Origin of the sequence: Neoluteolibacter marinus, assembly GCF_014904755.1 — a bacterium.
Taxonomy (GTDB): domain Bacteria; phylum Verrucomicrobiota; class Verrucomicrobiia; order Verrucomicrobiales; family Akkermansiaceae; genus Haloferula; species Haloferula marina.
In genome coordinates this window covers 37,324-55,001 of record NZ_JACZFQ010000086.1, presented here as the reverse complement: position 1 = coordinate 55,001, position 17,678 = coordinate 37,324, and the positions used below count along the sequence as shown (strand labels likewise).

At 66.4% G+C, this 17,678-nt stretch carries 7 protein-coding genes; 4 read left to right on the top strand and 3 right to left on the bottom strand.

What is annotated here, in order from left to right; genetic code table 11:
• Positions 1–24: 24 nt before the first annotated feature.
• From IG178_RS16380 to IG178_RS16370, 3 genes are all read right to left on the bottom strand, one after another.
• Positions 25–4,209 (bottom strand): choice-of-anchor Q domain-containing protein, encoded by a 4,185-nt coding sequence (locus IG178_RS16380; protein ID WP_193213650.1) that lies wholly within the window; start codon positions 4,207–4,209, stop codon positions 25–27.
• A gap of 104 nt (positions 4,210–4,313) precedes the next feature.
• A complete protein-coding gene (locus IG178_RS16375) occupies positions 4,314–9,836 on the bottom strand; it encodes a right-handed parallel beta-helix repeat-containing protein (RefSeq protein ID WP_193213649.1) in 5,523 nt (1,840 codons plus the stop codon).
• Between the two features lie 141 nt (positions 9,837–9,977).
• Positions 9,978–11,678: a right-handed parallel beta-helix repeat-containing protein gene (locus IG178_RS16370; RefSeq protein WP_193213648.1), complete on the bottom strand. Its 1,701-nt coding sequence runs from the start codon at positions 11,676–11,678 to the stop codon at positions 9,978–9,980.
• Positions 11,679–12,055: 377 nt separating this feature from the next.
• On the opposite strand from IG178_RS16370, the gene IG178_RS16365 reads away from it, so the two are divergent.
• The 4 genes from IG178_RS16365 to IG178_RS16350 all read left to right on the top strand — a co-directional run bounded on the left by IG178_RS16365 (position 12,056) and on the right by IG178_RS16350 (position 17,611).
• A complete protein-coding gene (locus tag IG178_RS16365; RefSeq protein ID WP_193213647.1) occupies positions 12,056–15,022 on the top strand; it encodes an IPT/TIG domain-containing protein in 2,967 nt (988 codons plus the stop codon).
• A 19-nt stretch (positions 15,023–15,041) separates the two neighbouring features.
• The gene (locus IG178_RS16360; protein ID WP_193213646.1) at positions 15,042–16,271 is read left to right on the top strand and encodes a hypothetical protein; all 1,230 of its coding nucleotides are present in this window, start codon (positions 15,042–15,044) and stop codon (positions 16,269–16,271) included.
• Between the two features lie 258 nt (positions 16,272–16,529).
• Positions 16,530–16,829 (top strand): hypothetical protein, encoded by a 300-nt coding sequence (locus IG178_RS16355; RefSeq protein ID WP_193213645.1) that lies wholly within the window; start codon positions 16,530–16,532, stop codon positions 16,827–16,829.
• Positions 16,830–17,110: 281 nt separating this feature from the next.
• Complete coding sequence (locus tag IG178_RS16350) at positions 17,111–17,611, top strand: sigma-70 family RNA polymerase sigma factor (RefSeq protein WP_193213644.1); 501 nt, start codon at positions 17,111–17,113, stop codon at positions 17,609–17,611.
• Positions 17,612–17,678: the final 67 nt, after the last annotated feature.

Genomic DNA, 17,678 nt, shown 5'->3' with positions numbered 1-17,678 from the left:
CCCGCTTGCCCGTTCTCGCACGGCTTACTCGCTTTCGATCCGGAAGAACGCCGCGTTGTCGTCGGAAGGAAACTCGAACAAGAGATCGCCGTTGGCATCGACTTCCAGGAGCGAGCCCAAGGTTGAAAACGGCAAGGGCTGGAAGTCGTTGTTGAGGGTGCTGCTCTTCTGCATCCGGAGAACGATCTGGAATCGACCGGGGCTTACCGCCTGGATCAACGGGGTGCCCACATTCAAGGTCTGCACCTGCTCCGCCGTGTAGTAACCGGACTCGTTGATGGTGGTCAGCCCGCCCTCCGCGAAGGCCAGCACCGCGTCGAGTTCCTCGCGACTCACCACGCCGTCCCCGTCCGTGTCACCGGGGACGCCGACCGGGTTGATCCGGAAGGTCTGCGTGGCCGAGGTGACCTCACCGACATCGTTGGAGGCCACGACCCGCCACAGGTAGGTGAACCCTGGTGCCAGATTCACTTCGGCCGTCAGGACGTAGGCCACCGACGAAGTCCCGGCAAAAAGGACCGGGATCCCGCTCGGGCCGACAGCGCCGGACAAGGGCTCGGTGGACCCGTAGCTGAAGGTCGCGACCGTGGGTAGCCAGTTCGGATCGACGCTGAGCTTCAACTCGACACGCACCAGTCCGCTCGCCGGATCGCTGGAGAGGATCGTCGCGCTGAAATCGGCAAGATCCGGAACCTGCTGCGGCTGGATTTGCGCCGCACCGATATCGACCGGAAGTCCGACCGCCCGCGGAAAGCCCCGCTGGTCGGTGGTGAATTCGTAGGGAGCAAGCAGGGCATCCGGGCTGCCCGCCCCGATCGCCGGCGAGCCGAGCTCCGGAGGCATGGTGGGTGTGGGACCTCCATAGTCGCCCAAGGGTTTCAGGGAGGGTGCCGACGCGATGAGGTTCGTGCCCGCGCCCCCATAGACCCCGGCGATCTCGTTCGCAGGATCCAAGGCATTCCCTGCCACGATGGAGTTGAAAAGGGTCGCCGCCCCGGATTCGACAAAGACGCCACCACCCAGGCTGCCACCGGTTTCACCTCCCAGCGACCCGCCCGCTCCGCCTTCCGCGGAGTTCGCCGAAAGGGTGCTCTGGTTGACGATCAGCGTGCCGGCACTGTGAACCGCGCCGCCCGTCGCCAAGCCACCTGTTCCACCGGGCACGGTCGTCGTTCCGGAAAGGAAATCGTTATAAGTGTCTCCATCCCCACCCGCTCCGCCCCGGGCGAGATTTTCACCGAAGGTCACCTGGTTCAAAACAAGCGTCCCCTCGTTGTAGATGGCACCGCCGGCCGCGGGTCCGCCCGGAGTTGCCGCCACGGATAATGAGAGCTGGGCAATCGCATCGGATCCCCTCTCTCCGAGAACCGAGTTGTGGGCGAAGGTGCAGGCATTCACCGTGAGGTGGCCGGAATTCAGGATCGCCCCACCCATCGCATCCTCCCCGGGCAGAGCGACCACTTTCCCGTTGATGAAGGTAAGACCGGTGAGCACCACCTCGGCACCGGCATCGACAATCAAGAGCCGCGACAATTCCTGACCGTCGAGGGTCAACCCTGCCGGAAGCGTGGAGGCATCCCAAATGACATCCTGTGCCAAGTGAATCGGGCCGCCGGTCAAGGCGATCGTTCCTCCCGACAGGCCCGGTTCGAACCGGAGGGTGTCATTGGGATGGGCCAGCGCCATCACCTGCCGCAAGGAGCCGGGACTGCCATCATCTTCGAGGCTGCTCACCCAGTGGGTGGACGGAGGCAACACCGTCTCGACCGAGCCGATGCTGACCGGTCCTCCCGGAGGGCGCGTCACTCCCTGTTGGTCTGTGGTGAAGTTGTACGGCGGCGACAAAGCCTCGATGCTCCCCGCGCCGAGCACGGGAGAACCTTGATAAGGCGGCATGGTCGGCATCGCCCCCCCGTATTGGGCAAGATAAGCGATCTGCGGGTCCCCGGACAGAAAGTTGCTGCCGGCTGGCGTGAAAGCACCCGTCACATTGTTGTCCAGCGCGCCTCCCGAATTGCCAGCCACGATGGAATTGAAAAGGGTGGCCTCCCCCGTTTCCACGAAGATCCCGCCTCCGTCGGCCAGACCTGCGGGGCCGTCGGCACGATAGGTTTGAGAGATCGGATCGATGGCCCCGTCCCCCCCGCTTCCCGCACTGGCCTGGTTGTCCGAGAGCGTGCTCTGATGGACGAACAGGATTCCCCTGCTGTAGATCGCGCCGCCGACGGCATCGCCACCCGCCCCGGGAGGAATGAACCCGGAGAAAAAATTGCCACCTTCGTTCGAGCCGCGGCCGCCGAGGGCGGCATTGTTGGCCATCGTGACCTGATTGAGAACCAGGCGTCCCTCGTTGAAGATCGCCCCTCCTTTTCCGTTCCCTCCCGCGACCGTCGCCGTGACCGGACTGAATTGCGGCGGAACGTGGTCGCCCCCGACGGCGGCATTGCCGGCAATGGTGCAGGTGTTGATCGTCAGGTCGCCCGAATTCAGGATCGCCCCGCCCCGGGCATCCGCTTCTGTCGCGGAAACGATCTTTCCGCCGGTCAAGGTGATCCCGGTCAGCACGACCTCGGCATCCGCCGTCACGCTCAACAGACGCGATGCCTCCTGCGCGTCCAAGGTCAGCCCGGCGGCCAATGAGGACGCGTCGATGGTCAGGTCGCGCTCGATGACCAGTTCCCCGCCGGTCAGCAGGATGCTCTGACCAGAAAGAGCCGGATCGAACGTGATCGCATCGCCGGTGACGGAGTCCTCGATGGCCTGGCGCAGCGACCCTGGACCATTGTCGTCCGTTTGGGTCACGACCGCGGTGAAGCCGCTGCGGAACTCGACGGGATCCCCGTAAAAGGTCCCCAGGATGTTGCTCAGGACCGCCCGGCCACGATACAACACGCCGCTTTCCAGACCTGAGATGTCCGCGGTGATGCCCTGCTCGACTTCGCCCTCACCAAGTTCCTGTGGCGTCGTACTTTGACTGAACGGCGTGTCCACGTCGCCCCACTCGAACCACCCGGTGGACACCTCGCCTGCGGGGTTCGCCACACCTTCGAGGGTGGCCTCACCCATGGCGACGTCCCGCGCTTTGAGCGTGGCCACGGAGGGGACGGAAACGGAATGGAGTGCCAGGCCGTAGAGGTGGAAGGTCGCCACCGGATTGGTCGGCGTGATGGTGAGGATGCGGTTCGTCGCATCCGCCACAAAGCTATGCTCGATGCGCAAGCCGTTGTCCGCCCCGAAGGCTTCCTCGTCGATCACCCGCTGGTTCGATCCGCTGGAGAAGGTCTGCGCCCGGGCGGTCCCGCCGCCGTATCCCACCCCGAAAAGCGAGACCCGGTAGGCTTGGCCGGCCGTGAGGCCCTCGAGGGTGAGGGTCGTCGGATTGCCGGCGTAGATGAAATCCGCCGCGAGCCCGGCACTGCCGCTGCCGGTCAGGGCGGTGAGCTGGTTGCTGTCCGCGGAGAGAACGAGGCTGGCCCCGGTGACCGAAAAGCGCCCCGCCACGGCAGGCGATCCTCCGGCAACCCCGGTCATGGTGACGCCATTCAGCTCCGGATTGGCGGAGGTTCCGAAGGCATAGGCCCACAGGGTGTTCCCGGTCGAAAGACCGCTGGAGAGGTCGTTGCCCCAGCGGTTCAAGGTCCAGGCCGAGCCCGGCACCCGTTGCGCGACGATGCGGAAGTCATCGAGCAGCACGGAGGAGTCTGCGACGGTCTGATTGCGGATCGCCAGAGCGGCCGTGGGACCGGATGCCGTGAAGGAGCCGATGACCGTGTAGTACGGTTCGCCCTCACCGACGGCCGGACTGGCGGTGAAGGGAACGAAGGGCCCGCCATCGAGCGACCATGAAGCGACCGGAGCGGAGGTCCCGGCGCGGCAGTTGGCCCGGAAGCTCACCTCGTAGACCACGCCCGGGGTGAGCCCCGTGATGGTGGTGCTGATCCGTTCGTCGGAGTCCGAGGAGCTCTGGATGAACGCCACGTTGTTGCCATCGGGCGTCACTCCATTGTCCGCGAAGGGGATTCCCGCCGCCGGATTCAAACCCGCGGAACCGGCGGTCCAACCGGTGATACCCCCGTTGGCAATCGCGTAGCCGGGCCAGACATTGTAGTCATCCTCTTCGAAGGAAGGGTTCGGAATCACCTGGGCCGGCGACAGCGGTGCCACGAGCAGCAAGGCCGTGACGAGGGGGGAAAGGGAGGGCGGCTTCATGTTCACGGGACCCGTTGGTCCTCAATTTGCCGCGCATCCTGCAAGTTGGAGCATCAACCGCAATCTCATTCGTTTCCCCGCCCTATGGCTTGGAACTCCGCGGGTCAGGGCTCACCCAGGAAGATCTGGAAGAAGTAAGCCTCCGGGTCCGGCGGGGCGAACTCGAGGAGGAAGCCGCTCGCACCCGGCATCCTCGACAGCGTGTAGTCGGGGAACGCGGTGAAAGGCATGCCGAGATCCGGCGTCCCCGACACCTCGAGCCGCAGCTCGAAGTTCCCCGTCAGCGGATTCCGCGCGATGACCGGACCGGTCACGGCGAGCGAGCGGAGGCTCTCCTCGGTGTGAAGCCCGAGACCGGAACTGTTCTCACGCACCGTCGCGAGCAGGGCGGAGTCGTCCGTACCGTTGTCGAAGCCCATCGCCGCGAAGGCGATCTCCGCGGCGTCCGAGGCGCCGTCGCCATCGGTGTCGTAGAGGAAGGGATCGGTATCGGGATCCCCGTCGCCATACTCGGTGTAGTCCGAAAGACCGTCGCCGTCCGCATCCGCCTGATCCGACGCCACGATCCAGGCGAAGGTGATTTCGAACGGGTCCTCATCGGAGTCGTTGCTGGCCATGACGAGGGTCTGCTGGAAGACCCCGGGGCCGCTGCTGGGAAACCGGATCCGGAAGAGTCCGCTGGTGGCCGGCTCGAGCGAGGCCGGGGGTTGCCCGGTGATCATGATCGATCCGGGAAACGTCGTGAGCGGCGTGACGGCCAGCGGCCCCAGCGTCGCGGTGGAGGGATTCCCCACCGTCAGGATGCGAAGCAGGTTGCCGGAGCCTTGGAGCAGGAGGCCGACGTCCACCACGGGGCCGTCATCCACCAGCAGCCCCACGACCGGATCGAGGATTTCGATCTCGGGAAACGGCAGACCTTCGTATGCTCCGATATCGATCGTGCTGTTGAAGATCCGGGCCGCCCCGCCGAGATCGAAGGGCGGCACGCCGACCGCGTTCGAGCCGGCATCCAGAAGCGGTGACACGTCGGCGAGGCGCAGGTCGGCCCCCGCCGAGGGAGCGAGCAGCGGGTCGGGCGCATGGATGAAGCGCGGCGCGTTGAGCGCGTCGGTCCCGTCGAGATTGCCGGATCCCGACGCGGTGAGATCCAGGGTGTCGACCAGGCAATGCTCGTAGGAAATGACGGACGTTCCCCCGGCGTTGGAGAGGGAGGCGGTCGCGGACGCGATGTCGCCGAAGGCCGCGTTGCTCCAGACCACCGTGTTGCGGAGCACCAGGGTTCCGGCGTTCACCCGCAGCGCGCCGCCATCCTTGATTGCCCGGTTCCCGACCAGCGTGCAGTTCGTGAACTCCGCGGTGCTGCCGGTGGCGACGTTCACGGCTCCGCCGTAGGTGCCATGGTTGCCGCTGAAGGCGCAGTTCGTGAAAACGACCGCGCCCCCCTCCACCTGCACCGCCCCCCCATGATTCACGGCATGGTTGTTCTCGAAGATGCAATTGCGGACCTGCTGCACCGCACCGGCCAGGACCCGCATCCCCGCCCCGTCGAGCTCCGCTTCCCCGCCCGATACGATGAAGCCATCCAGTACGGTGCGCGCGTTGTTCCCGACGGCGGTCGTCACGGCACGGCTGTTGTTGGCCGCCGTCCCCGACTGGTCGATGTCGCCGGACAAGGTGCTGCGGAGCAGCCCCAGGTTGCGCTGCGTCGTCGCGGTTTCGGATCCCTCGAATCCGCCGAAAACCGAGACCCCGTCCGGAAGCACGAAGCTCGCAAGCCGGTCCCCGTCCACCACCCCGGGTCCCTCGTCCGGATGGTAGGTCCCCTCCGCGACCCACACCAGGGACCCGTCCACGGCCTCCGCGAGGGCTTCTTGGAGCGTGTCGAGCGCGGTGCCCCAGGTGGCGCCGTCCCCGCCCGCCGGGGCACCGGCGTCGACGAAGATCGGCACGGGCCGCTCGTAGGCCCCGAGGTCGATCGCGACGACCGCATCGAGATCCCCGTCCGCGACCCGCGGAAGGGCCCCGAGATCTAAGATCTCGCCGTCCGCGACGGGCTCCCCCGCATCCACCGCCACGGACCCCTCACCGAGGCGCAGGTCTCCGGGGAGCTGCGGGGAAAACGCCGGATCCACCTCCGTGACGAAACGCGGATCGTTGGTGGCACCCTTCCCGTTGAGACCACCCCCGCTCTGCAAAAGGTCGATGTTCTGGATCAAACAGGAGGAGAAGTTCGCCCCCACGCCCGCGTCGTCGATCGAGGCGTCCGGCAGGGCGGTCGAATCCCCTTCCTGGTTTCCCCAGACCAGGCAGTTGATGAAGTTCGGAAGGGCGGTGCCGTTGTAGATCGCCCCACCGCGGAAGGTGCCGCGGTTTCCCTGCCAGGTGCAGTTCACGAAGCGCGGCGATCCGGTCCCCCGCAGGGTGATGCCCCCGCCGAACTGCGCGAGGTTTCCCTGCATCACGCATTGTTCGAAGACCGGCGACCCGCTCCCGGTCACGTCGACCGCCCCGCCGTAGACGCTCGACCGGTGGTCGGCGAAAAGACAGCTGCGGATCACCGGCGATCCGCCGTCGATGACGAGGCCGGCGCCGTTCGACAGCGCGCCGATGCCATTGGCATTGCCGGAAACCACCGTGAAACCGTCGAGCAGCGAATCCGGACCCGCCCCGGACCCGGCGCGGAGCACCTGGTAGCTCCGCGTCGTCGCTCCACCGCCCGGCACGATCGCTCCGGACAGGACGACGGGATTCCTCACGAGGTTGCGCTGCGCACGTCGGGTCTCACCGCCGGCGAAGCCCCCGTAGATCCGAACGCCGTTCTGCAGGTTGAAGGCGACGCTCCGGTTGTTGTCGAGGATGCCGGCCCCTTCGTCCGGGAAGTAGGTGCCCGTCGCCACCCAGATCTCGTCGCCGAACGACGACGCCGCGAGCGCGTCCTGCAACGACACGAAAGCGTGCTCCCATTCCGTACCGTCGTCCGCCCCGGTGGCGGCGGCATTCACGAAGATCGGCGAGGACGCCTCGAAGGCCCCGAGGTCGACCACCGCCGAGCCGTCGGCATCGCCGTCCTGCACGCGGGGCCGGCCCCCGAGGTCGAGCTCCGAGGTCACCGCCGCGCCCGACCCGGCATCGATGAGCGACGAGCCCGAAAGCACGCGCAGGTTCCCGCCGTCCACCGGAGCGTTGGCCGGGTCGACGGGTCTCACGAAAAGGGGATCATTCGCCGGGTCGGTGCCGTCGAGATTCCCCGACCCCGTTCCGGTGAGGTCGATGTTCTGGAGCAGGCAGTTCGTCGCGACCGTGGTGGCGCCCGTCGTTTCTTGAAGCGACGCGTTGCCACCGGTCCCGCTGCCGCCGGCCCGGTTGTCCCAGACCACGGTGTTGACGAGGGTCGTGACGGTGTCGTCGGCCGCGATGGCGCCCCCGTTGGTGGTCGCCGAGTTCCCCTGGAAGGTGCATCCCCGGATCAGGATGTCGGAGGTCCGCGAGCTGAAGACGGCGCCGCCGACGTTGTTGGTCGCATTGCCGCTGAAGACGCTGTCGCTCACCACGGGCCGCGAGTTGAACGAGTTGAAGATCGCCCCGCCCACGTTGTTCGCCCAGTTGCCGCGGAACGCACAGCGCTCGAAGGACGGCGCGCAGGCGGTGATGAGGTGCACCGCCCCGCCGTTGATCGGCGCGACGCTTCCGGTGAAGACGCAGTTGCGGAAGACCGGCTTCGCTTCCGCACCGTAGATGTAGAGCGCGCCCCCGTTGCTGGTCACCGTGTTGTCGCGGAAACTCGAATCCGTCACCAGCATCGACGAGGCTCCGCCGATGTCCATCGCCGCCCCGAACTGGGCCCGGTTGTCCCGGAAGACGCAGCCGTGGACGCGGGGCGAACTCCCGCCCAGCACGTAGAGCCCGGCCCCGCGGTTGGCCGGGCTGGTGCTGTCGGCATTGCCGTCACTGACCGTGACCCCGTCCAGCGTCGCGCCCGGCTCGAAACTCGTGACGACGTGATAGCTGTTGCCCGCCAGGTCGCCCGACTGGTCGATGTCGCCCGAGAGCCGCGTCACGTTGAGCGCCGGATCGCGCTGGGTGCGGAGGGTTTCCGTCCCGACGAACCCGCCATAGACCGCATGCACGCCGCCGATCCGGAAGGACTCGGTCCGGTCGTCATCGACCTGCAGCGCTCCCTCGTCGGGATGATAGGTGCCCCGCTGCATCCAGATCTCGGAGCCGTTCACCGCCGCGGCGAGGGCATCCTGCAAGCTCGCGAAGGCGTTGCCCCAGCTCGTCCCGTTCATCGCCCCGCCCCCGCCGGGTCGCACACGGAGGATCCCCTGGTGCTCGTAGGCGCCGATGTCGATGAGGCCGACCACCCGGGGATTCCCCGCCAGGTCGACATTGGTGCCGGCGGGCGCCACCGCGTTGATTCCCGCATTGATGGCGGGCGATCCGCCGATCAGCCGGAGATCCGCCCCCACGACCGGTGCCAGCGAAGGATCAAGCGGTGCGACGAACCGCGGATCGAGGCTCGCCAGCGTGCCGTCGAGATTGCCCGCCCCTGAGGGGATCAGGTTGACGTGCTCGAAGAGGCATCCCACGAAGGTGGGCGACGAGCCATCGATCGTCATCGTGCGCTCCGGGTTCGTCACCGGATTCACCCGGTCGTTGCCCCAGGCGAGGCAGTTCCGAAAGTCCGGACTGGAGGAACCCTCCACGTGGATCGCCCCGCCTTTTCCGACCGAGCGGTTGCCCTGAAAGCTGCAATTCGTCATCCGCGGCCCGGACTGGTCGCCGACCCACAACGCTCCGCCGTCCGACGAGGCGAGGTTTCCGGAGAAGGCACAGACTTCGAAGATCGGCTCGGCGCCGGAGCCCTGGGTGCCCACCGCACCGCCGTCCGCATTGGACCGGTTGCCCGCGAAGCTGGAGTTGACGACGAGCGGGACGGACCCGGAGGTCAGATAGAGGGCACCGCCCGTCAGGTTGGCCACATTCCCTTCGAAGCGGCAGTTCGAAATCCTGGGCGAAGCGTTGGCGCACGAGATCGCCCCACCCGCCTGCGCGCGGTTGTCGATGAAGCGGCAGTCGTTGAGATGGAGTTGACCGGGTCCGTTGCATTGCAACCCGCCGCCCCGTCCGTGGGGAGCCACCACCGCGTTGCCACCGGTGATGATGAAGCCGTCCAGCCTGGCGATCGCGTTGCTCAGGCCGGCCGCGTCCACCACGTGGAAGCAGTTGCCGTTGAAGATCCCGTCCTGGTTCAAATCGCCGGAAAGGACGGTCGGATGGGCCTCCGGATCGCGTTGCGAGAGCTGGGTCTCGGAACCGGAGAACCCCCCGTAGAGCGCCACCCCCGGCAGCATCCGGAAGCTCGAGAGCACGGCCCCGTCGGTCTGCCCCGTGCCCTCGTCCGGGTAATAGGTCCCCTCCGCCACCCAGATCTCGTCGTTCAGGACGGCCACCGCGAGGGCATCCTGAACCGTGACGTAGGCGTCGGCCCAAGTGGTGCCGTTGGCCGCACCCGTCGCCGTGGACCGGACGCGGAGGATGTTCTGCGCCTGACACCAACCGCAGAGAAAGAGGAGGACGCAGGGCAGCAAGCCAAGCCGGTGCCGGAGGGGACGGGATCGGATCATCCGGTCATTGAGCCCTGCTTCACCCACCCGAAGTCGAGCCCAAAGTCATTCCTCCGCCCGTCGCCGGCTCACGCCGGTTCCCTATCCATGATAGGCCCTACCGCAGGAACCCGATGCCGTGGACCCCCATTCGCCCGCGAATCACGGGGCGCGCTCGACGCGATAGAAGGTCGATTCGCCGAACTGAAGTTGAAGCGACTCGTTGCGGGAGTAGGGGGAGATCGTCCTGACCGGGGTCGATGACCAGAAGTTGAGATCGTAGCTGCGCTGGACCCGCACCGGAACATCGGAAACGAAGGCAAGCCTGCTGGTCTGCGAAGTCGTATCGACCTCGAACCCGACCACTTCCACCGTGCCGGGCGCCGGCTGGGCTTCGAAACATCCCGGGTCCGGCACCCACCCTTGCGAACGCGCCTGCCCCGCCGCGTCGAACTCGTTTCTCCCGGCGGGGAGATAGAGGGTTGCATGCGAGGTCACTCCTTCCGCCGCGAGATCGGCGAGCGGACTCGGATAGTCCATGCCAAGGTCCCCTGCCGTCGTCGCCAGGAACCGCGTGGCACCCCCGAGCTGGGAGGTCTGGAGGGTGATCGGGGTGCGGAATTCCGGCGGCGACCATACCGCGGAAAATGGCGTGTGGTTCGGCACGGCGGGGATTGAATCCGGAAGTTCCTCCTCGCTGGTGTGGTTGCCGGCGAAGGTCGCGCTCCCCATGTAACCGGCCGGGAAGTTCACCGCGTTGACATAGGGCCCGAGCCCTGCCGTCTCGAAGTTGCCGGCGAAGAGGTTGTGGAGGAATTGGATCGTCTGTCCCGCTCCCCCGTTCACCGCGATGGCGCCGCCACGACCCGCGAGCTGGTTGTAATCCCCGCCCGCGGAGTTGCCGGCGAAGGTGCAGTTCATGAACGTGGTCGGCCCCGGCTTGCCGAGCCGGATCGCGCCGCCGTCTGCATCGGGGATTCCATAGTCCCCGGAGTGGTTCCCCGAGAACAGGCAGTTGTAAAAGTTCACCGCCTGTGCGCCGCCCTCGATGATCATCGCCCCGCCGTCGAACCGAGCCTCGTTGCCCTTGAAGCGGCACCTCGAGAAAACCGCGCCGCCCCCGCTCCCGTCCATCAGCAGATAGATGGCACCGGCATTCAAGGCGCGGTAGCCGGTGAACTCGCAGTCGGTGAGGGTTGCCTGCGGGACGCTGGCGTAAATCGCCCCGCCGTAGGCGTCCACGTCGGGCGATAGCGAACCGGAAAAGGTGCAGCTCCCGATGGTCAGGATATCAGCGTAGGTCCCCCCACTATGATGATAGTAAATGTCGCCGCCAAGCGGACTGCGGGAGAACCCGCTGCCCTGGTCCCAGGCGAGATTGTTGGCGAATTGACAGTTCCGGATCTCCAGCTGCCCGCCGTCGAAGGCCGCGATCGCGGCGCCGGCGGGCTGCAGGTTCGAGCTCACCACGGCCTCGCCCCCTTCGAAACGCAGGCCGTCGAGAACCACCGGCGCGGATCCACCCACCACCAGAAGAATTCTGCCGGAGCCCTGCAAAACCGTGGAATGGGTGCCCGGATCACGCTCTCCGCCTCCCTTGGGATGACCTCCGAGGACCGTCACACCCGGATTGACCTTGAAGCTCGGGCCGGACGGACCCGGAAGATATTCGCCGGCCGCCACCAGGATCGTGTCGCCGGAGACCGCCACGTCCAAGGCGTCCGAAAGATTCCCGAAGGCACTTTCCCATGATCCGCCGTCGCCGGACGGGGAAATCGAGGCATCGACGTGGATCGTGTCCGCGATCGCCGGATGAATGGAACAGAGAAGGGCGGGAACAAGCAGGGGGAAACGGATGATCATCTCGACGTCGGGAAAATACGGCTGGTGAGGGAAAGTAGGGCTAAGGGGCGGCAGATTCCCCGTCCCGTCAAGGGCATTGGTCTCCGGAATTCTCCCCGTGCCGGGAGGGCGGCTCTATCGGAGCTCCCTCCGCTTGCACGGGGTTCCCCGGCGATCGAGGGATCCTTCACCGGAATGCCGTCGAAGGTTCCAGCCGGTCCAACTTTTCGATCGCCCGATGCGGTGATTCTCTAACAACGGGAGCTCAAAGAGGCCGCCACCAAGGAATCATCATGTGGATGTCCTGCGATCCCAAGTGCCACGCCAAGAGGGCGGTCCACGTTCCCCCGTCCCCTTCCCTATCGACTTGGCCGCGCTTTTCCCCGAACCTCCCGGCCATGCTCGACCCGACTTCTCCATTCGCGGCCCTGCGCTCGCTTGTCCTTCGCATCGGCTTGTTGTTGTTGGCGGCCGGAGCCGTCCACGCCGCGCCCGTTCTTAGCTCGATCAGCGGCAGCTCGCCGACGAGCGGCAGCGGCTCGATCACCCTCGAAGGCACCGGCTTCGGTCCTTTCGGTTCGGCCACCGTCCTCATCGGCGGCGCCGCGGCCACCGTGACCGCCCAGACCGACACCGACATCACCTGCAGCGCCCCGCCCGGCCAGGGAGCCAACCTTCCGGTCACGGTCACCGCCTTCGGGGACACGTCCAACGCGCTGCAATTCACTTACGACCCGCCGCTCGCGACGGCATTCAACACCCCCTCGGGCAAGCCCACCACGGGCGGGGTCGCGATCGAGGTCTTGGGCAGCAACTTCGGCGAATCCGGAGCCACGGTCACCATCGGCGGCGCATCCGCCCCGGTGATCTCGCAGACCCACACCTCGATCCATTGCTCCCTGCCGCCCGGTCAAGGCAGCGACCAGCTGGTGACGGTCGCAGTCGCCGGCCAGGAGGCTCCTCCTGCCTTCTTCTCCTACGACGCGCCGTTCGTGGCCTCGATCAACACCCCGTCGGGCAAGCCGACCGCGGGCGGTGTCACCATCGAAATCCAGGGTGACAACTTCGGCAGCACCGGCGCCTCGGTCACCGTCGGCGGCGCCAACGCCCCGGTGATCTCGCAGAGCCACACCTCAATCCTGTGCACCCTGCCACCCGGACAAGGCTTCAACCAGATCGTCACGGTCACTGTCGCCGGCCAGGCCTCGCCCGACGCCTTCCTCTCCTACGAGGCCCCCTCTGTCACCTCGATCGCCGCCCCCTCGGGCAAGCCGACCGCCGGAGGCGTCACCATCGAGCTCCAGGGGGAGAACTTCGGCACCGCCGGCGCCTGGGTCACCATCGGCGGCGCGCCCGCTCCGGTGATCTCACAGACCCACACCTCGATCCAGTGCACCCTGCCGCCCGGCCAAGGTGCCAATCTTCCGCTCGAGCTCATCGTCGGCGGGCAGACCCCGCCCCCGACGTTCTTTTCCTACGACGCACCCGTCGTGACGGCGATCGATGCCCCTTCCGGCAAGCCGACCACGGGCGCTGTCACGATCGAACTCCAGGGAAACAACTTCGGCTCCATCGGAGCCATGGTCACCCTCGGCGGCAGCCCCGTCCCGGTGATCTCGCAGACCCACACCTCGATCCAATGCAGCTTGCCGTCCGGCCAAGGCGCCAACCTGCCGCTCGTGGTCACCGTCGCCGGCCAGGCCTCCTCCGATGTGTTCTTTTCTTACGACGCCCCGGCCGTGACAGCGGTCAATGCCCCTTCGGGCAAGCCGACCGCGGGAGGAGTCCCGATTGAACTGCTGGGCCACAACTTCGGACTCGGCGGCGCCACGGTCACCGTCGGCGGCGCCGTCGCCCCGGTGATCTCGCAAACCCACAACTCGATCCAGTGCACCCTGCCTCCCGGCCAAGGCACCAACCGGCTGGTCGCGGTCAGCGTCGCCGGCCAGACTTCTCCCGAGGTTTTCCTTTCCTACGACGCCCCGGCCGTGGTCGAGGTCAACAGCCCTTCGGGCCTGCCGACCGCGGGTGGCGTCACGGTCGAACTGCTGGGCAGCGACTTCGGTATCAGCGGCGCCGCGGTCACCATCGGCGGGGCCATCGCGCCGGTGATCTCGCAAACCCATGACTCGATCCAGTGCACCTTGCCACCGGGACAAGGCACCAACCGGACGGTCTCCGTCACCGTCGCCGGCCAGACCGCCCCCGAGGCCTTCGTCTCCTACGACGCGCCGGTCCTGGTGGAGATCCTTGTTCCCGCGGGCAAGCCGACCGCCGGCGGCGTCATGATCGAGCTCCAGGGCAACAACTTCGGCACCACTGGCGCCGCGGTCACCATCGGCGGGGCCATCGCGCCGGTGACCTTCCAATCCCACAGCACCATCCAGTGCACCCTGCCGTCCGGCCAAGGCACCAACAAGCTGGTCAAGGTGACCGTCGCCGGTCAGGTCTCGCCCGACGGGCTCCTCTCCTACGACGCACCGGTCCTCGACTCGCTCATGCCGGCGCGGGCCCTCGTCACCAGCACCAGCCAGGTGACCCTGTCGGGCAGCAGTTTCGGGCTGACCCCGACAGTGACCTTCGGCGGCCTCGACGCACCTGTCCTCACCAGCAGCCACACGTCCATCACCGTCCAGAAGCCGGTCACGCCCGTGGGCGACGTCACCGTGACCGTAACGACCGCAGCGCAGACCAGCAACGGCCTCATCTTCCGCTCGGTCGACCTTAGCAGTCTGCCCGGCTACTACATCGACCTCGAGACCGAGCAGGTGCTCCCCGCACCGGCCGGACATTTCACCGCGGTCGCCGACGCGATCGAACCCACCCCCGCCCCAGCGGGCACCTACTGTCCGGTTCCCGGCATGCAGGAGGCGATCCCGGCGAGTCCCGGCTACTACGTCCCCGTACCTGGATCGATGAACCAGACTCCCGCCGATATCGGCAGCTACGCGCCCGGCAGCGGCAACCTGACGCAGTTCCCCGCGCCGACCGGAACCTTCACGCCGATTCCCGGCTGCCGCTCCGCCGTCCCCGCCCCGGAAGGCACCTACTCGCCGGTCCCGGGCTCCGGCACCACCCTTCCGGTTCCGGCAGGCTTCACCACCACCGGACCGGGAGCCTCCACGCTGATCCCGCTGCCACAGATCACCATTCTTTCCTTTCAGCCCGATGGCGAAGGCGGCAACACGATCGAGTTCGAGACCGCCGCCGGACAGGACTACGGCATCTATTTCTCGAACAACCTGATCGACTACGTCCTGCTCGAAACGGTCGCCGGCACCGGTGCCCCGGCCAGCCGCACGGTGACCGCCCCGGGAGGCCCTGGCCGCGGATTCTTCGTGGTCGGCCCCGCGGACACGCCGTGACCCTCATCTTCCTGGACCGATGAAAGCAACTTGGACAGTGATCGTGCCGGCGGTGGCAGTGGGATTCGGAATCGGCTGGTGGATGAAGCCCGCGCCGGAACCTGTGCCGGAGAAATCAGCGCCACCGGCCAAGGTGTCCCGGCGTCCGCCGGCGGAGATGCGGTCAAGATCGGCAGAGCGGCGGGCGACGGCGGAGCGGACGCTCGACGAATTGACCCGCGAGCCCCATGGGCAGGCTCACAAGGACCTGCTCGCCGGGCTATCTCCGGAGGACATGCCCGCCTTGCTCGGCCTGCTCGAGGAGAGGGCGGGGCTGTTCGGATTGGCTTACGACGACAAGCGGTTGGTGAAGGACCTGTTGTTGCAATGGTACGAGCAGGACCCCGACGGCGCACTGGCCTGGACGCAGTCGCTGTCGTCGGAGAAGGACCGGCTTGCGCTGATCGCCGACCTTATCGGGCACGAGGCAAAGACCGATCTGGCGAAGGCCATTGAGCTCGCGCGGCAGTTTTCAAAGGACAACGAGGGCAATCCGAAGATCCCCTCCGGCCTTCTTTTCGAGTCCGCCAAGGGTGGTGCGGAGTTCGTGGTCGAAGTTTGCCGGCTGGGGGTCTCGAACAAAAGCTTTAGGACCGGGCCGGGCTTGGAATATCCCGAGGGATTTGATTTCGCAACAGCCCTGAACGGCATCGCCGACGCCAGCGAGGCGGCGGGCCCGGGCCTTACCTTGTCGTCGGTTCCTGGCAACCTGCTCACCGAGTGGTCAAAGCTCGATCCTCAGGCGGCCTACGCGTGGCTCCAGCTCGGCCGCGAGGTGTCGTTCAACAGCAACATCCGGGATTTCTTCGAGGGCTACACGAAAGTCGCGACGCCCGCCGAGGTGGGCACCTTCCTGGCGGACGGCTTCGATCCCTCCACCGACGAGAAGGCGCGCTACGAGCCGGCATGGGAGGCGCTGGCCATAACGCCGGAGAAGGAGATGTTACAGGTCTTCCTCGACCAGGTCGGCGGGGACGCGACCATTGAGCAGCATGTCATCGGCATGCTCCGGCGGGGCGAATACAGCGGAGGACACAACTTCGACGAGGCCCGCGCGCTGCTGATCTCCGCGCTCGATCCCGCCCAACGGATGGAGGTCCTGCAGGGCGACGTGGTCGCCGCCCGCCACCGCAAGAACCTCGGGCCCTTCCTGAAGCGGCTGGGGCACACGGAGGAGGAGATCGCGGTGATGACTGCCAGCGGGCGCTGATCCGGAGCGGAGGGAAGCCGTTGAAGCTCAAAATAAGTAGCGGAAGGCGGCCCTGCTCGTTCATGCTGTCGTCTGATTCCCATCACACCCGCACCCCGCCGGAAGGACGCGGTCCTTCCGCTACAAGAGGAAGGGCGAGCCACCGTCAGCAACTTGCGAAGCGTGTCCTGGTCCCATGCCATCCGGAGCCAGCCCCACTAGCTGACCCCATTGTGCTGGCCATATGACCTTGCCAGCCGGAGAGTCCGCCTTCGCGACATGACCACTGAGGAAATCCAGAGCTACATCAACGAAGCCATCCGCGGGAACTTCGAGGGCTTCACCGCCGACGGGATGGAGATGATGACCAGCGAAGGTGGCGACGGCCGCTTCCTCGGCAAGGTCACGGCGATCCGCTACCGCGGATTGCCCGCGGCCGCGGACGTCTACCTCGCGATCGGAACCACCGAAAAGGGGGTGCAAATCGTGAAGTTCGGCATGTCCGAGTGCCTGGCACCCACCGAAACGGAACTCGGGTTCCTGCTACGGAAGGAACTGGGTCTCGAAATCGACAGCTGATCAACGGCATCAAGGGGCAGGCATTTTCTCGGTCTGGCTTCCAGCACACCGCACCCCGACGGAAGGACGCGGTCCTTCCGCGACAAGAGGCAAGGCGAGCACCGCCAAACGTGGGCAAACACGGCCTGGCCCGGTGACATTCGGGGCAGGCATCTACTCTGTCACCTGCTCCCCTTTCCGGCCCGTTTTCACGTGAGCGCAGAGCCTCCGACCGAGAGGCCGCTGATTCTCATGTAAGGAATCCGCCTGGGCCGGCATCCTATTCCACAAACGAACACGCTGTGGATTCATCGGATCGAGAAAACGAATTTGCCGGCCGGCTGAGGGAGCATCAGGCCATCCTTCACAAGGTCGCCAGCTCGTTCGCCGCGCCCGCCGACCGGGACGATCTGATCCAGCTGATGATGCTGGGCCTCTGGAAGGCGATGCCTCACTTCCGCGGCGATGCCAAGTCCTCCACTTTCATCTACCGGGTGGTCCACAACTGTGCCCTGACCTGGGTCCGCGGCGAACGCAGGCGCAGGTTTCGGGAAGCCGGGACCACGACAGATCAACAACAGGAACCCTCCGCCACGTCTCCGCCGGATCCACGGCTCGAGATTCTCTACGAGTGCATCCGCGAACTCCCGCCGATCGACCGGTCCGTGATCACGATGTCACTGGACGGATTGAGTCACGCGGAGATCGGCGAGGTGATCGGCACCACGGAGAACGCCGTGGCGGTTCGTCTTCATCGGGTGCGCAAACAACTGGCTGAAACCATGAAAGGGAAAATGAAATGAATGATATCGAAACGATTTGGAACTCAAACGCCGCATCGAACACGGTCCCCTGTGACCTTGCGAAGGT